We start from the raw sequence: 15,475 nt of genomic DNA, 5'->3' as shown, positions 1-15,475 counted from the left end.
TCAGGCAGCCGTCGAAGGTGATGTCGAAGGCGTTCAGTGCGGTCTTCCAGCGCATGGTCCAGCGGGCCTGTCCCTTGCCGGTGGGGTCGACAGACATGATCGCCATGTAGACGCATTTCAGAGGTCGTTTTCTCCCGTTGTTTCATCCCGGAATCTGTGATTGGTGTGGCTTTGCTGGGTCACGCCAGGAGATGGTGCTCTCGCCGTGAGGCGGCGGGCCATGAGGTCGGTCATGGCGAGGTGGATCATGGCTTCGGAGCGGGCCGGGAGGGCTTCATAATCGCGGGCCAGACGGCGGTGGAGCATCAGCCAGCCATAGGTCCGCTCGACCGCCCAGCGTTTCGAGATCGGGGTGAATCCTCTGGTGCCGGGCGTGCGTTGGACGATTTCCATGTCGATGCCGAGGGTGGCTGCGTGTTCGACGAGGTGTTGGCGGTAGCCGCCGTCCACCCAGGTCTTGCGGACGGTGGGATGCTCCGCGGCGATGTGTTCGACGAGGGCCTGGCCGGCGTCGGAGTCCTGCACGCTCGCCGCGGTGACCAGCACCGCCAGCAGCAGACCGAGGGTGTCGGTGACGATACTTCGCTTTCTGCCCACGATCTTCTTTCCGGCGTCGATGCCCTGCCCGGCGGTCGGGACGCTGGTGGAGGTCTTCACGCTCTGCGCGTCGATGACACACGCCGAGGGCTGGGCAGTGCGGCCCTCCTTCTGCCGCACCAGCTCCCGCAGCAGGCCGTTGAGCTGGGCGAACACACCCTCCTTCTGCCACTTGGCGAAGTAGCCGTAGACGGTTTCCCAGGGCGGGAAGTCGTGCGGCAGGTAGCGCCACTGCACCCCGGTACGGTCCACGTACAGGATCGCATTCATGATCTCGCGCAGCTCGTGCTCGGGCGGCCGTCCGAACGCCAGGGCCCGGCGGCGGCGCTCGGCCCGCCAGGACGCCAGGACCGGCTCGACCAGCTCCCAGCGGGCATCGGACAGATCACTCGGATACGCACGACGTTCACCCATGATCTGGATGTACCGCCGGCAAACGAGTGCGCCCAGGCGCGTGTTCTGCCTCGTGGAAGCACACGACGCAATCAGGCGTCCTGGAATGAAACAGACACAAGCCGCCGCCAGCCCCACCCGTCACCTCCTCCAGCCCTTGAACCCCACTCCGATCGGCAACCTCATCAACACCACACCAGCCCATCGCAGAAAACCGGCGATAACAAGGCACTACAGATGAAAACGACCTCTAAGGCGGTCATTCGCGGCCCCGACAGTTATAGACGTCCCAACAACTGCGCTAGCTCCGGACGCTCCGCCTGAAGCTACCTCCGCGATTTGCGCGGCGCATACCGGCGCCGTAGCCAGACATCCCTGTCCCAGGCCAATGGCTACCGGAGCAACAGCCACACCCAGCGAGAGGCCGACGAGGGCTCCGAGCACAACTTTCTGCCAGGTGGCGAGCTTTCCCACGTCGGGTAGATCGTTGGCGTGGGGATCGTAGTGCGGGTCCGTACCCATTGCCCAGCAGGCGTTGCAGTGACCATCATCCTTCTCGGGCTTGGGATCAGGTCCCTTCTTGAACACCACCTGGACCGACTTGTGCCCCGCGTCCGTGCGGATGGTGACAGCGGCCGCTGGCCTTGTTCGCAGGCCAGGTGGATCTTGGTGGTAAACCTCCTCGGGACCGGCCCAGGCCGTGGTCCTCCGGCTCGATGTGGACACCGCCCGGCGGCTCCTTCTGGGCCCGTCCGACGCGGCGGGCGCCTGCGGCGTGCTGGTGGGCCCGGCAGATCGTGGAGTCGACGTTCACTTCCCACGTGAGAGCCCGGCAGCGTCCGCCCGGGCCTGCAGCCTGGTCAGCAGCATCGGCCACGTGCCGTCCCGCTGCCAGCGACGGAAGAGTCCGTAGACCGTCTGCACCACGGCCCGTACTCCCGCGGCAGATCCCGCCGCGGAGCAGCGGGCCGCACCCGCCGGCGGGTCCCGTCGATCAGCTTCCGTCGGTCCACCGGCGGCCTGCCCAACACCACCACTGGCAACAACGGCGCCAGCGCCGCCCACTGCCCTCAGAAAGATCCCAGCACCAGCTTCACCCCCGCTGCGGCGTAGGTGTGGCAGACGGCGCCTGTGATCTGGGCGGTGGTCGTGGGGGTGGCGATGGGGATGCCGAGGTAGCGGGCGAACTCGCAGGCGAGTGTCTTGACGGTCCATGACGCACCCTCAGGTGCCGGCCCATCCGGTCAAGGAGGGCACGTATCGGCACCCCCGCCGATCGGCGGGGGTGGTTCACGCCGAGGGGCGGATGGCCGTGACGTGCGCCGATCGCCAGGCTGACAGGCGTAGTTGTTCACCACATGCCCGTTGCGGGCCGCCAGCAAGGACGCACATGCCTCGCACCATGAACCGATCGCCCCGACGTCACCGGACGATGGCCCGGATACTCGTGGCGGGATGCACCGCCGGATCCGTACTGATGACGACCGCGCTCGCCCAGGCGGACACCCGCACCCCGTCCGCCGACCGCGTCGCACAGGCGGTTGAGACGGTGGAGCGCGTCACCGGCACCGCCGACCTCGTCACGGGGACCACGCTGGGTGACGGCGCCACCCGCGCCGAGGTGCCCGCGGACGCGCACGCCGCCCGCATCATCGTGCCCGCCACCGCGTCCGGCTCGGTGGAGTCCGCCTACGGTGACGACGTCGTCCGGCTCGGTCTGCCCGGCACCGCCGACGCCGCCGCCGCGGCCGGTGCCAACGGCACCGTGGTGTACGCGGACGCGGACGACGACTTCGACCTCGCCGTCCAGCCCAACCGGGACGGCGTGCGCACGCTGATCACGCTCCGGGACGCGGACGCCCCGACCGAGTACCGCTTCCCGCTCGACCTGCCCGCCGACGCGGTGACCGAGCAGCTGGAGGACGGCAGCATCCTGGTCAGCCTGGGCGAGGAGTACCTGGGGACCTTCGACGTGCCGTGGGCGAAGGACGCCAACGGCGAAGCGGTGCCCACCGACTACCGCATCGAGGGCGGCGCCCTGGTGCAGACGGTCCGCACCGGGCCGAACACCGCCTACCCGGTGGTGGCCGACCCGGCGTGGTTCATCCCGCTCGCCATCGTCGCCGGGCGCCTGCTGCTGACCACCGGCGTCAAGAGCATCTCCAGGCACGCTGCGCAGCGGATGGCGCAGCGGGGCATCAGCCAGCAGATGGTCGCGAACGCCGTGAAGCACGGGAAGAAGTCCAGGGGCAAGACGGCCGGCACCTGGAAGTACACGAGCGGGAAGATCTGGGTCGTGGTCAACAAGAACGGGAACGTCGTCTCCGTCGGCCGCAACTGATCCGAGAACCCGGGGAGCAAAATCATGCACATCGAGTACGACCAGGAGAACGACACCGCCTACGTCTGCCTCGTCGCGCGCATCACGGACGGAGCCGCCGTCCGGCAGGTCACCGTCGAGGCGCCGGGCGGCAAGGCGGATCTGAGCCTCGACTTCGACGCGTCGGGGCATCTGCTCGGCATCGAGGTCATCGGCGCCCGAGCCGCCCTCCCGGCCGAACTCCTCGGCCGGGACGAGCCCCGCGGCTAGCTTCGGCGCCGTGCGGCCGACCGGCAGGGGTCCCCGTCCGACGTGGCCGCCGCGGGCATGTGTCCCGTGGCGGCGCGCGGACGGACGGGGAACCCGGCGCGGACCAGGAACCCTCCGTCGGGGAGCGGGCCCGCGCCGAACGTGCCGCCGAGCAGCTGCGCCCGTTCCCGCAGGCCGATCAGGCCGTGCCCGCCGTCGGGCAGCCCGAGGGGAGTGGCCCCCGGGCCGGCCGCGGCGTTGCGCACCTCGACGTGCAGCGTCCCGGCGTCGGACCACACGCGTACGTCGGCGCCGGCTTCGGGAGCATGCTTACGGATGTTGGTGAGCGCCTCCTGGACCGTGCGGTAGACGGCGCATTCGACGGCCTCGGGCAGGCCCGCCGGTACGTCTCCGACATGGAGCCCGACCCGCAGGGCGCTGCCGTCGACCAGCGCGCGCAGGTCGGTCACCCGGGGCTGCGGGGCGAGTTCCCCGCCCGTGCCGTCTCTTGCCCGCAACACCCCTACCAGGTACTGGAGTTCGGTCAGCGTGGTGACCGACAGCTCACGGATGAGTCCCGCGGCCTCCCGGAGCCCGGGCCCGTCCGGATCGGTGACCTGGAGCGCCCCCGCCTGCAGGCTGATCAGGCTGACCTTGTGGGCGACGATGTCGTGCATCTCCCGTGCCAGCCGGGCCCGTTCGGTGGCAAGGGCGCGTTCCGTCAGCAGCCGGTGCTCGCGTTCCCGGCTCTCCGCCACCTCGCGCAGCCGGTCACGCCGCTGCCGGGTCGACCGGCCGAGGACGAAGGCCCCGGCGCCGAGCGCGCAGGAGTCGAGCAGGGCCAGCAGTGTCTCCTGGTCGAGGCGCAGCAGCACCACGTCGCCGGGCGGGTACGGGAGGAACTGCGCCAGCGCCACCAGGGCCGCGCCGACGGCTCCCCGTACCGCCCCCCGGCGTTCGGCGGCCAGGCAGTACAGGGCGATCAACGGCGCGAAGGCCAGATGGCCGAGGTAGAACCCCGGGAGTCCGACGGCCAGCGCCACCTCGGGCAGGCGGTGGCGCAGTACGAGAGCGGCCGCGGCAGCGAGCGCGAGCCACAGTCCCGGCCCGGCGCCGGGGCTGTTGACGGCCAGTCCGTCCACGGCGGCGACACCGACCGGGAGGGCGGCCGGACCGAGGCGCCGCAGTCTCCCGGTGACCGCGCTGTGGAGGGCGGCGGCCCGAGACCGCCCGGCGGACGCGGCAGGCTCCGGCCCCGGGCGCGGTGTCCGCTCCTGTGCCTGTGCCGTCACGTTCCCCCTCACCGCCGGGGCGCGGCGCCGACCGGGTCGAGCATCCCCGCGCGTTCGGCGACGACGGCCGCCTGGACCCGGTTGACACCGCCCAGCTTCGTCAGCAGCGCGCTGACGTGGTCCTTGATGGTGCCGTGGGCCAGGTGCAGCCGCACGGCGATCTCCCGGTTGGACAAGCCCCGGCCGACCAGGGCGAGTACATGCCGTTCCCGCTCGGTCAGGGCCGCCACCAGCCGTGCCGCGTCATCCGCCGGGGCCGAGGCCAGATACCCCCCGATGACGGGGCCCGCGGCCTCGGGCGCGAGTACCCTGCCCCCGTCGGCAAGCACCCGTACCGCGTGCACCAGTTGCTCGGGCGAGGCGTTCTTCATCAGGAAACCCGCCGCCCCCGCGCGCAGGGCCCGGTCGACGTACTCACCCGCGTCGAACGTCGTCAGCATCGCGACCGCTGGTGGCGGTGCCATGGCGGCGAGGCGTGTCAGTACGGTCAGGCCGTCCACGTCGGGCATGCGGATGTCGAGCAGCACCACCTCGGGGCGGCACCTCTCGACCGTCGCGACCGCCTCCGCTCCCCTGCAGTCGGCCACGACGCCGACGTCCGTGGCGGAACCGAGGATCGCCCGCAGACCGGAACGGACCAGCGGCTCGTCATCGACAACGACCACACGAATCATGTGTGGCTCCCTTCCCCCGTGGCCTCACAGGTCACAAAGGGTACGACAACCCACACGAGTCAGAGCTTCGGCTCGAAGGGAGCGCTGCCCTCCTGACTGTCGTAGGCGTGTACCAGCGAGATCCTCGCGACGATTCCGCCTTCCGACACGGTGTCCTGCGCGGCGCCTTGCGTCCGGTGAAGCTCCGCTGCTCGCGCTTGGCACCCATCCTGCCCGGCCGTCTACGGCCTGTCCTTGATCCGCTACGGCTACAAGACCGAGTACTGGCTGCGGATGCGCGCGCAGTCCGTCTGCAGGCCGCACGGGGACGTTCCAATGCGCGCATCGCGCGGGAGATGGGCTGCACCTGGACACGCTCCGGCGCTGGCGCGGCCGGTTCGCCGACCAGGGCCTGGGCGGCCTGAGCGACCGCGATCGGTCGGGTCGCCCGCCGGCGTTCACCGCGCTGCAGGTAGCCGAGGCCCAGGCGCCGGCCTGCCGGTTCCCTTCCGATACCGGTGCGCGGCTGTCGCGCTGGTCAGCGCCCGAGCCGGCCCGCGAGGTCGTGGCCCAAGTGCCCTACGCCAGCGCGAAACGGGTGTTCTGGATCGTCGACAACGGCTCCTCCCACCGAGGCCAGAAGGCCGCCGACCGCCTGACCGCCGCGTTCCCGAACGCCGTCATGGTCCACACCCCCATCCACGCCTCCTGGCTGAACCAGGTGAAGATCTACTTCACCCGCAGGCGGCGTTCCGCACGAGTCGAGCAGATCGTTGTGCTCGACCAGGGAGACATTCTGCTGGCGACCTGCGACCCGGTTAGCCGAACGTCTTCTACCGGCGCAGTCCCGAGGCGGATACATGGAGTCTGCAGATCCTTAAGTAGCACCACATCGGTCGCATAGGTCTCGCACCTGCCGCTGCCCGCTTCGATGGCCCGACAATGCCGACCTGCTCGGCCGGTCCCGCGGCGGCCTGGACTTCCCGATCCGCCGGACGCCCAATGGTCACAACCGTAGACAATGCTTAGCGCGGACTCGGCCCGTCGACGACGATGCCGAGCATGGCGCCGCGTTGGCGACGAAGGCCGTGGAGGCCGTCGCCAGGTTCAGGGTGGAGGGGATCGCGAGGAGTGCCATCCGGCGTTACGGCACCGTCGACGGGTTCGCCTCGCCGCGCCCGACACCCCCGGGTGGACGACAGTCGCCGCTCAGCGCCGGAAGGGGCTGGTTCCGCCCGTCAGGGCTGCCAGGGCGACGGCTTGCTCGTGGATTCCGCGTTCTCGTCCTGTACGGCCGCGGCGGCCCAACTGGCAAGCAGCTACAGGCCGTCCCCGACCGCGGTGCCGGGAGGCGCGCTGTAGACGACCACGCTCAGGCCGCTTTCGTCCGGCAGGGACAGGGTCTCCTGGTCGAGTTCCAGGTCGCCGACCACGCGGAAGGCGTCGCTGCGAGTCGACAATTCACCGATCAGGTTCGACAGGTCTCGGTCGTGGGGGTGCTTCCCCGCCTCGATACGTAGCGCGCCCACGGCGAAGCGAGCCATACGCTCACATTCGGCATAGAACCGTCTGGCCGCGGGGTTGAAGAACGCGAACCACGCGACGTTCGCGTCGCAGGCCGCATCGGCATACATCTCCGCATACAGGGCCCGGCCCAGCGGGTTGGCGGCCAGCGCATCGAGGGTTGTTCATCACATACGCCGGCAGCTCAGGCATCCCGGCGATGATCCGTGCCACGCTCGGCCGCACCGACGACCGGCCCCGCCCGCTGCCGGGAGCGCGCCTCGGGCGCCGGTCCGGCAGCACGGGCGAGGTCATACAGGTGCATACGCTCGGTGGCGTCGAGCCGAAGCGCCCGGACCAGGGCCACCAGCACACCGTCGGAGACGCCTTGGAGATTGCCGCGTTCCAGACGCGTGTAGTACTCGACGCTTACCCCAGCGAGTGTCGCGACCTCGCCCCTGCGCAGTCCGGGCACCCGCCGCTGACCGTATACCGGCAGACCCGCCTGCTCGGGGGTGATCCTGTCGCGTCGGGAGCGGAGGGAGGCGATGACTGCGTCCCGGTTGTCCATGAGCACAGGGTAGGCAGCCCGTGCGGGGGGTGGGGGGCCTGTCAGTACCCCTCACAGCAAGGACTCCCCCGTCACGGCCGTCTCCCGTTGCATGGTGCGCGGCCCGGCCCGAGGGCCCGCCCGCTGCGAGGACGTAGCCACGAGGGCCGGCCGACCTTTCCATGCCGGAGTTCGTGTGAGGGCGCTTGAGCACCTCAACAAGATCGAAGGAGCACACAGTGAGCGACCAGATCGGGACGGCGACGGAGAGCCCTGCGGATGTCGTGCGCGGGTTGTACGACGCACTGAGCGAGGGAGACGTGCCGGGGGTCTTGGCCAGCCAGGGCCGCGAGGTGGTCGAGATCCACCGTGTCGTAGGCGGCACGGTGCGCAAGATCGACGTCTACACCAAGAACCCGCACGAGCTCGCCGCGTTCTACGCGCGCGCCGAGGCGGGAAGTCGCTGACGACGACAGCCCGTGGAGTCGGCCGGCTCAGGCCCGGGCCAGGGTTCGAGAGCTTCCGCTCCGGCGGTCAGCAGCCCGAGCCGCCGGCAGGACGGGACGGGCGTTGCAGGGCTGCCCAGCCGGCCCCGCCTCGCCGTGCGAGACACCGTGTAACCCATGGTGGTCGCGGTGACCGCCGGGCGGAGGCGGGCGCGCTGATCCAGCAGGTCGTGAACGCGGACTCCGCCGGCTCCGGTTGTCCCGTCCGTGTGAGGCTGAGCGGCGGCCGGCCGGCGGCGCGGAAGGCGTGGTGCAGCGACGCGTCCGGCTCGTCGCTGCCGCGCAGCCGGGCCGGTGCAGGCCCGGACAGGCGGCTTTCCGGCGTCGGATACGCGTGGGTCAGGCGTCGGCGAGGAGGGGGTCGTACGGGGTGCTTGTGCGGCGACCTGACATGAAGGACAGAAAGTCGCCCACGAAAGCACTCCGCCCGTAGGTGCCGTCGGTGATGGTCAGGTCGCGGTGGAAAGCGGTCCGGAAGAGGGCTCGGTATTCGTCCGCGTCGATGGTTCCGCTGCCGTCCTGGTCGGTGGCCTCGAAGAGGACCTCGGCGACACGGATGAGCGCGGGCCCGGCGAGGGACGGGACGGCAGCGGCGTACTCGTGTGCGCTCACGCGGCCGTCACCGTCCGCGTCCAGGGCGGCCTGGAGTTCGCGCCACCATGCGGCGAAGGCGTCGTACAGCCGGGTCTCCTCGGGTTCGTCCAGGTCGAGTCGGGTGCAGAGTTCACGGGCCATGGCGGCGAGATCGGGCCAGTCGAGGTGGCCGTCGCCGGTCTGGTCCAACACCGTTCGGAAGAAGTCCTCCGCCGGGCGCCGCCCTTCGTCCGTGCCCGTCGAGGACCGCCGGTCGGGCTCGGGATCGCCGCTCACTGGCGTGAGGAGGCGGAGCAGGGCCGCTGCACGCCTCATGCGAGAGCGCAGGGCTGCCACGGTCCGGGCGCGGGGGTCGTCGCTGTCGGGTGAGAGGGAGAGGGTTTCGATGATGCTTTCGGCGTTGATCCAGCCCGCCGGCAGGAAGCGGGCCAGCCCGGTGGCGAGGTAGGCACCCTGCATGAGGGTCGAGACGCCGGGCATCTCGGGCAGTCCGGCCCGGCGCCGGTACGGCTCGGGAAGCGAGGCGACGGTGATCGCGCCCAGGAGCGGGCCGGCCACGGCCCGGCCTGCCGCCCACAGTGCCGGTGCGCCGTCGAGCAGCGCGGGCGCGGGCAGGTGCTCGAAGAGCCGGTAGAGGATGACGCGGGCCGCTTCGGTGTTCTCCAGCTCGTTCTCGACGACCCGGTCGAAGTACGGCCAGAAGTCGTTGAGATCCTCGGGGAGTTCCGCGGCGTCACCGTCGAGCGCGGCGAGGAACGCGCGGTACTCGGCGTACATCCGCTCCATGGTGTCCTGACCCAGCGGCTGACCGCTCAACCGGCACATCGTGACCGCGCTCTCGAAGAGCGTGGCGACCACCCAGGCCCGGGTCGCCCGGTCCATCGCGTCGTAGGCGCGGCCTCGGGCATCGGATCCGCTCATTCGGGCGTGCAGCCGGTTGAGCCGAGCGGCCTCCCTTTCGCGCACCGAAAGGTCGGCGCCGAACATGCGCCGCATACTGAGGAAAGTGTTGCGCAGTCGGCGCCAGGGGTGGGCGACGAAGGCGGAGTTGTCGACGAGGGCGGCGCCGATCTGCGGATGAGCGGCTTCCAGCACGGTGGCGCGGACCATGGCCAGCGCCCACCGCGGGTCGTCGAAGAAGGCACTGAACTGCGATTCCGGGCCGAACAAGGACCCGTCGTCGGCCGTGTCCGAGGTTGCGGTGGTCATGAACGGTCTCCGTTCGTCCGAGGCGGCACGCCGCCGAAACGGCGGTCGCGGCACCCGTAGGTGTGCAGGCAGGCGAGGAAGTCGCAGGCCCGGAAATCCGGCCAGAACGCTTCAGGGAAGACCCACTCGGCGTAAGCGACCTGCCAGAGCATGAAGTTCGAGATGCGCTGCTCGCCGGAGGTGCGGATCACCAGGTCCACATCAGGTGTATCGGGGAACGGCAGGTGATCCGCGAACAGCCGCTCGGTCACCTCATCGGCGGGCGTCCCGCTGAGGATCAGCGACCTGGCCGCCTCCACGATGTCGCGGCGCCCTCCATGGTCGAAGGCGACGGTCAGTGTCATTCCCCGGTTGTCCGCGGTCAGCGTCGTCAGGTCGTCGAAGTCCCGGGCCAGTCCACGGGGGACACGGGGGTCCGTGACCCCGAGGAAGCGACAGCGGATACCGCGGGCGAGCAGCAACGGCGCGTGTTTGCGCACGACCCGGCGCACCAGACGCATCAGGAATTCGACCTCGGGACCAGGACGGTTCCAGTTCTCCGTGGAGAAGGCATACAGGCTGAGCCACTCGACACCGGCGGCGCGAGCCGCCTCGATGATGTCGATGACAGTGGTCTCGGCAGCCTGGTGCCCTGCCGTGCGGGGAAGCGAACGCCGCTGCGCCCAGCGGCCGTTGCCGTCCATGACACAGGCCACGTGCCGCGGAACCGCACGCGCAGGCCCGTCGTGCCGGGCGGCACGATCGGCACGATCAGCCGCACAGTGCTCGGTCATCCCCCACCTCTGCCCCGCCGCCCGCCCCGGCCGAACCCGTGCCCCGCCGGGGCCTTACGTGCAGGGATTCTGACAGCGCGGAAGGGCTCTGACCGGCCGTACGAGTGACCATCACCCTTGATGCATGCGTTCGTAATGGTCCGGTCCCCGAAACGACGGACTCGTGGGCGGGTGCTTACGGGACCGTCGTCGCGCGTCCAGCGGCGGCGACGCGGCAGGATGCCGGGTTGCCGACCCGCCGGCCCAGCCCGGCGTCCAGCGAGGGCCGGCTCGCTCCTCCGCGGAGGCCGGGTGGGCCGGGAGAAGGGTCGGCATCGGGTCCTGCCCCTTCGACACCGTGTCGCCCCCGGCATCCGGCGTCGGATTCGGTGCGGGACTCGCCGAGCGTCAGAGAACGGCTACGGAGCACCGCGTCCCGGACCAGCCGTGAGAGACCGCTGGTCAACGCCGGCGGTTGCCGGGTCCTGGCGTGGTCTGCCTTCTTCCGGGCCGAAGCGCCGGGTCGTATGAGCTGATCAACGGGACCGGTCGGAGCATCCTGGTCGTCACAGGTGTGGCGTCGAACGTGTCACACCCGCTCATTCAGCAGTTCCCCCGGCACCAAAAGCGAAGATCGGGATCCCGCGGCTCTTCCCGGCGGTTCCATGGGTCACGGATGCAGGCCCGAAACCGTCGGGTCGCGGAAGACAGGTGACGCACATGCGAGATGAAGCCGCCAAGCGGGTCGAGCTGGTCTTCTCCCTCTTCGACGCCAACGGCAACGGAGTCCTCGACTGCGGCGACTTCGACCTGATGACGGGCCGCGTTCTGGAAGCGGCGGCCGCTTCGGACGACGGTGCCAAGCAGGCCATCGGAGCCGCGTTCCGCCGCTACTGGACGACGCTGGCCACGGAACTGGACGCCAACGGCGACGGTGTCATCTCCGTGGAGGAGTTCCGTCCCTTCGTACTGGACCCCGAGCGTTTCGGACCCACGGTCGCCGAGTTCGCCGAGGCTCTCTCCGCACTCGGCGACCCTGACGGGGACGGCCTGATCGAGCGTCCCCTGTTCGTGTCGCTGATGACGGCGATCGGCTTCGAGGAGGCGAACATCCACGCCCTGTTCGACGCCTTCGGCCCGGACGCCGACGACCGCGTCACCGTGGCCACGTGGGCCGCCGGCATCAAGGACTACTACGCGCCGGACATGGCCGGGATCCCGGGCGACCGGCTGGTGACGGCCCGCGCCGTCTGACCGGGCTCGACAGAGGGCCGTACCGCCGACGGCCGGTACGGCCCCTGGCCGGACGTCCGCGTCGTCGGGGCCCGGGCGTCAGGGCGTGAGCCTGCGCGCGAACACCCAGCGGTTTCCCTCCAGCGCGTCGTTGGGCTCGGGAAGGGGGCCACGCCCGTGCCGCCTGGTGAACTCGAAGGGCGTGTGCGTCGAGGTGGACCAGCCCCTGGCCGTCAGGGCGCCCGCGGAGTCGGGGCGTGGTCCCTTGTCGAAGAGGTGGAGCAGGTCGATGCCGATCAGCCGGCGCGTCGCCGTGTAGATCGGGCTGTCACGGTACGCCAGGAGGTCCTTCTCCAGCTTGGCCTCGAAGGCCAGAGCACTGCCCGCGGCGGTCAGCCGGTCCACCGTGTCGACGAGGTACGTCTCGGCGGGGCCCGGCAGGTAGAAGAGGAGTCCCTCGGCCAGCCAGACGCTGGGCGCGGCCGGGTCGAAGCCGACGGTGGTGAGCGCGCCGGCCCAGTCCTCTCGCAGGTCGACCGGTACGGGGAGGCGCTTCACCCTGGGAGCGGCCGACAGGTCCGTGAGCACCCGTTCCTTGAACGCCAGCACGCCCGCCCTGTCGATCTCGAAGACGACGCAGTCGGACGGCAGGTCCAGCCGGAAGGCGCGGGTGTCCAACCCCGCCCCCAGCAGGACCACTTGGCGGGCGCCCGCACCGGCCGACCGGAGGACGAAGTCGTCGAGCACCCTCGTCCGCAGGCCGAAGTAGCGGGCGAACCTCCCCCACAGCGGGTTGTCGTCCCCGTCCGGAACCTCCTCGATGCGTACCGGCCAGTGCGCGCAGGCAGGGGCCGCGCGCACGAAGTGCTCGGCGTGGGCGTCCTGGGCCAGACTGTCGTGGCGGTGGGTTTCGATGGCCCGTGACGCGGCGACCAGGAGGGCGGTCAGACCCACTCCTCCGTCCACGCCTTCCGCGTCCGTGTGCTGGGGTGTCGTGCCTGCCATGCTGCCTCCGTCGGCGGGAGTGGGAGCTGCCGGATGTCATGGGACGGGGTGAGCGGGCGCCCGGCGCCGTGTGCCGCGGTCATCGGTTCGCCTCGTCCGGGAGCAGGACGGGTTTGACCGTACGGCCCGCTTCGCAGTCGCGTTCTGCCTCGTTGATGCCGGACAGGGGGTAGGTGCGGATCAGCTGGTCGAAGGGGAAGCGTCCGGCCCGCCACAGTCCGATCAGCCGGGGGATCAGCAGCGCGGGCACGGCGTCCCCTTCGCAGATGTGGCGCACGCTGCGGCCACGGTCGAGGGTGCCCGGTTCGAGGGTGAGCGGACCGTGCAGGCGCGCCACCAGGCCGAGGGTGCCGGTGGGGCGCAGTGCGTGCAGCGCCTGGTTGATGAGCGGGGGTGAGGCGGTGGTGTCCAGCGCGTAGCGGGCGCCGCCGTCGGTCAGTCGCCGGATCTGCTCGGGCAGGTCGGGTGAGGCGGCGGGCAGCGGGATCGCGCCGAACCGTTCGGCCGCGGTGAGCCTCTCGGGATGCCGGTCGACGGCCACGGTCGTTGTGCCCGCGGCGGTCGCCGCCATCACCGCGGTCAGGCCGACGGCCCCCGCGCCGAGGACGACGAGGGTGTCGCCGGGTCCCGCGCCGAAGGTGTTCAGCACGGCTCCGGCGCCGGTGAGGGAGCCGCAGCCGAGGGGGCCGAGCAGTTCGAGCGGCAGTGCGGGGTCGACCCGTACGGCGTTGCGAGCGGGCACGAGGGCGTACTCGGCGAACGAGGACTGCCCGAACCAGCGGGGTGCCAGCGCGTTGCCGGACGCGTCGGTGAGCAGGGGCGCCTCCTCCCCCCGTCCACCGAAGAGGTTGAGGGAGGCGAAGGAGTCGCAGTAGGCGGGGGCCGCGCCGCGGCAGGCCGGGCAGTGGCCGCAGGAGTCGAAGCTGAGCACGACGTGATCACCGACGCCGATCCCGGTGTCCGTGCCGCCTCCCGCACGTACCACGACCCCGGCGCCCTCGTGGCCGAGGACGGCGGGCACCGGGCTCCGGCCGGCCGATCGCCGGACGGCGAGGTCGGTCCGGCACATCCCGGTGCCCGCGATCTCGACCAGGATCTCGCCGACGGCCGGCTCCGTCCGCAGAATCACCTCCTCCACCGTGAACGGTGCGTCGTACGAGCGGAGTACGGCTGCCTGGAACCTCATGCGTCACACCTCCGGCGGGCGGTGGACGACGAACGGCCGGAGGTTGCCGTACAGCCCCCACGGCCCGCCCGCGACACCGACGCCGCTGTCCTTGACGCCTGCGAAGGGCTGGGCCAGGGACAGTTCCGCGTGGTGGTTGACCCAGGCGGTGCCGCAGTCGAGCCGCTCGGCCACCGACTCGGCGCGGTCGAGGTCGGTGCCCCACACGGAGCCGCCCAGTCCGAAGCCGGTGCCGTTGGCCGCGTCGACGGCTTCGTCGAGGCTCCGGTACGGCAGCACCGGCAGCACCGGTCCGAACTGTTCCCCGGTCACCACCGGGCTGTCGGGCGGCACGTCGACGAGGACGGTGGGAGGGAAGAAGTAGCCCGGTCCGTCCTGTCGGTGGCCGCCCGCCGCGGCCCGCGCCCCGTCCGCCAGGGCCCGCCGTGTGAGCTGCTCGACGCGGGCCAGCTGCGGGGCGTTGTTGACCGGGCCCAGCTCGGTCGCGGGGTCCAGGCCGGGGCCGACGGTGACGGTCTTCGCCCGCTGGGCGAGGGCTTCGACGACGTCGGCGTGCAGCCGGGCGGGGACGTAGAGGCGTTTGACCGCCATGCAGACCTGTCCGCAGTTGCGGAACGCCGCCCAGAACAGTCGGTCGGCGATCCGCTCCACGTCGATGTCGTCGAGCAGGACGGCCGCGTCGTTGCCGCCCAGCTCCAGCGTCACCCGGGCGAGCGAGGCCGCCGCCGCCCGGGCGACCGCCCGCCCGGTGGACACCGATCCGGTGAAGGTGACGTGGCGGACACCGGGGTGGGAGACGAGACGGGCACCGAGGGGTTCGCGGCCGGTGACGACGGTCAGGACGTCCTCGGGCAGGACGGCGGCGAGGACGGACCCCAGCATCCGGGTGGCCAGTGGGGTGAACGGAGAGGGTTTGAGGACGACGGTGTTGCCGGCCGCCAGAGCGGGCGCGAACTTCGCCGCCGCGAGCTGCAGAGGAAAGTTCCACGGCACGATCGCGGCGACGGGTCCGAGCGACCGCCACCGGATCTCGCTGCGCACCGGCCGACCGTCGTCGATCGGCCGGGCCCGGGGGGCGAGGCCGGCGAAGTAGCGCAGGCGGGCCGCCGTACGGGCGACCTCCGCGTACGACTCGGCCAGCGGCTTGCCCTGTTCCCGGGTGAGCAACCGGGCGAGGTCCTGGCCGGCCGTCTCCACCGCGTCGGCCGCCGCGCGCAACGCGGTGGTGCGCGCGACGGGGTCGGCCCGCCAGACGCTCCAGGCCCGGTGCGCCCGGTCGATCACGGCGTCCAGCTCGTCCGGCTGCTGATCGGGGGCCTCGTCGAACGGTTCCCCGGTGGCCGGGTCGACGACTGGGAAGCGGGCTGCCCCGGGGTCGGGCACGCGCTCGGGCACGCGCTCCGGCTCGGGCTCGAGCTCGGTGGTCGGCATGG

General features: G+C 71.2%; 14 protein-coding genes and 3 pseudogenes. 5 read left to right on the top strand and 12 right to left on the bottom strand.

Features of this window, described 5'->3' with window-relative positions:
* Positions 1-142 precede the first annotated feature (142 nt).
* The 3 genes and pseudogenes from ACZ434_RS20710 to ACZ434_RS20700 all read right to left on the bottom strand — a co-directional run.
* Positions 143-1,011: pseudogene (locus ACZ434_RS20710) on the bottom strand (IS5 family transposase).
* An 839-nt stretch (positions 1,012-1,850) separates the two neighbouring features.
* Positions 1,851-2,045, bottom strand: coding sequence for a hypothetical protein (locus tag ACZ434_RS20705; protein WP_468457869.1), 195 nt, complete (start codon positions 2,043-2,045; stop codon positions 1,851-1,853).
* Between the two features lie 27 nt (positions 2,046-2,072).
* A pseudogene (locus ACZ434_RS20700) lies at positions 2,073-2,219 on the bottom strand (TniB family NTP-binding protein); the annotation flags it as partial.
* Between the two features lie 248 nt (positions 2,220-2,467).
* Here ACZ434_RS20700 and ACZ434_RS20695 point away from each other — a divergent pair.
* Positions 2,468-3,331, top strand: coding sequence for a DUF4258 domain-containing protein (locus tag ACZ434_RS20695; RefSeq protein WP_468457840.1), 864 nt, complete (start codon positions 2,468-2,470; stop codon positions 3,329-3,331).
* Positions 3,332-3,355: 24 nt separating this feature from the next.
* Positions 3,356-3,580 carry a DUF2283 domain-containing protein gene (locus tag ACZ434_RS20690; RefSeq protein WP_468457838.1) on the top strand — a complete coding sequence of 75 codons (225 nt, stop codon included), beginning with the start codon at positions 3,356-3,358 and terminating at the stop codon, positions 3,578-3,580.
* Here ACZ434_RS20690 and ACZ434_RS20685 read toward each other — a convergent pair.
* Together ACZ434_RS20685 and ACZ434_RS20680 are read right to left on the bottom strand one after the other, a co-directional pair.
* Positions 3,577-4,851, bottom strand: coding sequence for a sensor histidine kinase (locus tag ACZ434_RS20685; protein ID WP_468457836.1), 1,275 nt, complete (start codon positions 4,849-4,851; stop codon positions 3,577-3,579). The genes ACZ434_RS20690 and ACZ434_RS20685 overlap by 4 nt on opposite strands.
* 8 nt (positions 4,852-4,859) lie before the next feature.
* The gene (locus ACZ434_RS20680; protein ID WP_468457834.1) at positions 4,860-5,525 is read right to left on the bottom strand and encodes a response regulator; all 666 of its coding nucleotides are present in this window, start codon (positions 5,523-5,525) and stop codon (positions 4,860-4,862) included.
* A 340-nt stretch (positions 5,526-5,865) separates the two neighbouring features.
* On the opposite strand from ACZ434_RS20680, the pseudogene ACZ434_RS20675 reads away from it, so the two are divergent.
* Positions 5,866-6,060, top strand: a pseudogene (locus ACZ434_RS20675) (helix-turn-helix domain-containing protein); the annotation flags it as partial.
* A gap of 763 nt (positions 6,061-6,823) precedes the next feature.
* Here the strand turns inward: ACZ434_RS20675 and ACZ434_RS20670 are convergent.
* Both ACZ434_RS20670 and ACZ434_RS20665 read right to left on the bottom strand, forming a co-directional pair.
* Positions 6,824-7,138 carry an MmyB family transcriptional regulator gene (locus ACZ434_RS20670; protein WP_468457832.1) on the bottom strand — a complete coding sequence of 105 codons (315 nt, stop codon included), beginning with the start codon at positions 7,136-7,138 and terminating at the stop codon, positions 6,824-6,826.
* A 74-nt stretch (positions 7,139-7,212) separates the two neighbouring features.
* Positions 7,213-7,578, bottom strand: a complete 366-nt coding sequence (locus ACZ434_RS20665) for a helix-turn-helix domain-containing protein (protein ID WP_468457830.1) — start codon at positions 7,576-7,578, stop codon at positions 7,213-7,215.
* Positions 7,579-7,796: 218 nt separating this feature from the next.
* Between ACZ434_RS20665 and ACZ434_RS20660 the strand changes: the two genes are divergently transcribed.
* Positions 7,797-8,024: a hypothetical protein gene (locus ACZ434_RS20660; RefSeq protein WP_468457828.1), complete on the top strand. Its 228-nt coding sequence runs from the start codon at positions 7,797-7,799 to the stop codon at positions 8,022-8,024.
* A gap of 378 nt (positions 8,025-8,402) precedes the next feature.
* Here ACZ434_RS20660 and ACZ434_RS20655 read toward each other — a convergent pair whose 3' ends face one another.
* Both ACZ434_RS20655 and uppS read right to left on the bottom strand, forming a co-directional pair.
* A complete protein-coding gene (locus tag ACZ434_RS20655; RefSeq protein WP_468457826.1) occupies positions 8,403-9,866 on the bottom strand; it encodes an oxygenase MpaB family protein in 1,464 nt (487 codons plus the stop codon).
* Positions 9,863-10,639: a polyprenyl diphosphate synthase gene (uppS, locus tag ACZ434_RS20650; protein WP_468457824.1), complete on the bottom strand. Its 777-nt coding sequence runs from the start codon at positions 10,637-10,639 to the stop codon at positions 9,863-9,865. Before uppS ends, ACZ434_RS20655 begins: the two co-directional genes overlap by 4 nt.
* A gap of 699 nt (positions 10,640-11,338) precedes the next feature.
* Between uppS and ACZ434_RS20645 the strand changes: the two genes are divergently transcribed.
* The gene (locus ACZ434_RS20645) at positions 11,339-11,872 is read left to right on the top strand and encodes an EF-hand domain-containing protein (protein WP_468457822.1); all 534 of its coding nucleotides are present in this window, start codon (positions 11,339-11,341) and stop codon (positions 11,870-11,872) included.
* A gap of 78 nt (positions 11,873-11,950) precedes the next feature.
* Here the strand turns inward: ACZ434_RS20645 and ACZ434_RS20640 are convergent, their stop codons facing one another.
* The 3 genes from ACZ434_RS20640 to ACZ434_RS20630 form a co-directional block, all read right to left on the bottom strand.
* On the bottom strand, positions 11,951-12,856 hold the full coding sequence (locus tag ACZ434_RS20640) for a class I SAM-dependent methyltransferase (protein WP_468457820.1): 906 nt from the start codon (positions 12,854-12,856) through the stop codon (positions 11,951-11,953).
* Positions 12,857-12,935: 79 nt separating this feature from the next.
* Positions 12,936-14,042, bottom strand: a complete 1,107-nt coding sequence (locus ACZ434_RS20635; RefSeq protein WP_468457818.1) for an NAD(P)-dependent alcohol dehydrogenase — start codon at positions 14,040-14,042, stop codon at positions 12,936-12,938.
* A gap of 3 nt (positions 14,043-14,045) precedes the next feature.
* The gene (locus ACZ434_RS20630) at positions 14,046-15,473 is read right to left on the bottom strand and encodes an aldehyde dehydrogenase family protein (RefSeq protein WP_468457816.1); all 1,428 of its coding nucleotides are present in this window, start codon (positions 15,471-15,473) and stop codon (positions 14,046-14,048) included.
* Positions 15,474-15,475 lie beyond the last annotated feature (2 nt).

It is taken from the genome of Streptomyces sp. NPDC030893 (assembly GCF_055571535.1).
Note: the sequence above shows the minus strand (reverse complement) of the source record. Positions and strands in the feature narration are given on the sequence as shown.

What these genes read in the sequence shown, in the direction of transcription:
- ACZ434_RS20695 (WP_468457840.1), top strand. Translation starts at nt 2,468, where the DNA reads ATGACGACCGCGCTCGCCCAGGCGGACACCCGCACCCCGTCCGCCGAC.
- ACZ434_RS20690 (WP_468457838.1), top strand. Translation starts at nt 3,356, where the DNA reads ATGCACATCGAGTACGACCAGGAGAACGACACCGCCTACGTCTGCCTC.
- ACZ434_RS20680 (WP_468457834.1), bottom strand. Translation starts at nt 5,525, where the DNA reads ATGATTCGTGTGGTCGTTGTCGATGACGAGCCGCTGGTCCGTTCCGGT.
- ACZ434_RS20670 (WP_468457832.1), bottom strand. Translation starts at nt 7,138, where the DNA reads ATGTATGCCGATGCGGCCTGCGACGCGAACGTCGCGTGGTTCGCGTTC.
- ACZ434_RS20665 (WP_468457830.1), bottom strand. Translation starts at nt 7,578, where the DNA reads ATGGACAACCGGGACGCAGTCATCGCCTCCCTCCGCTCCCGACGCGAC.
- ACZ434_RS20655 (WP_468457826.1), bottom strand. Translation starts at nt 9,866, where the DNA reads ATGACCACCGCAACCTCGGACACGGCCGACGACGGGTCCTTGTTCGGC.
- uppS (WP_468457824.1), bottom strand. Translation starts at nt 10,639, where the DNA reads ATGACCGAGCACTGTGCGGCTGATCGTGCCGATCGTGCCGCCCGGCAC.
- ACZ434_RS20645 (WP_468457822.1), top strand. Translation starts at nt 11,339, where the DNA reads ATGCGAGATGAAGCCGCCAAGCGGGTCGAGCTGGTCTTCTCCCTCTTC.
- ACZ434_RS20640 (WP_468457820.1), bottom strand. Translation starts at nt 12,856, where the DNA reads ATGGCAGGCACGACACCCCAGCACACGGACGCGGAAGGCGTGGACGGA.
- ACZ434_RS20635 (WP_468457818.1), bottom strand. Translation starts at nt 14,042, where the DNA reads ATGAGGTTCCAGGCAGCCGTACTCCGCTCGTACGACGCACCGTTCACG.
- ACZ434_RS20630 (WP_468457816.1), bottom strand. Translation starts at nt 15,473, where the DNA reads ATGCCGACCACCGAGCTCGAGCCCGAGCCGGAGCGCGTGCCCGAGCGC.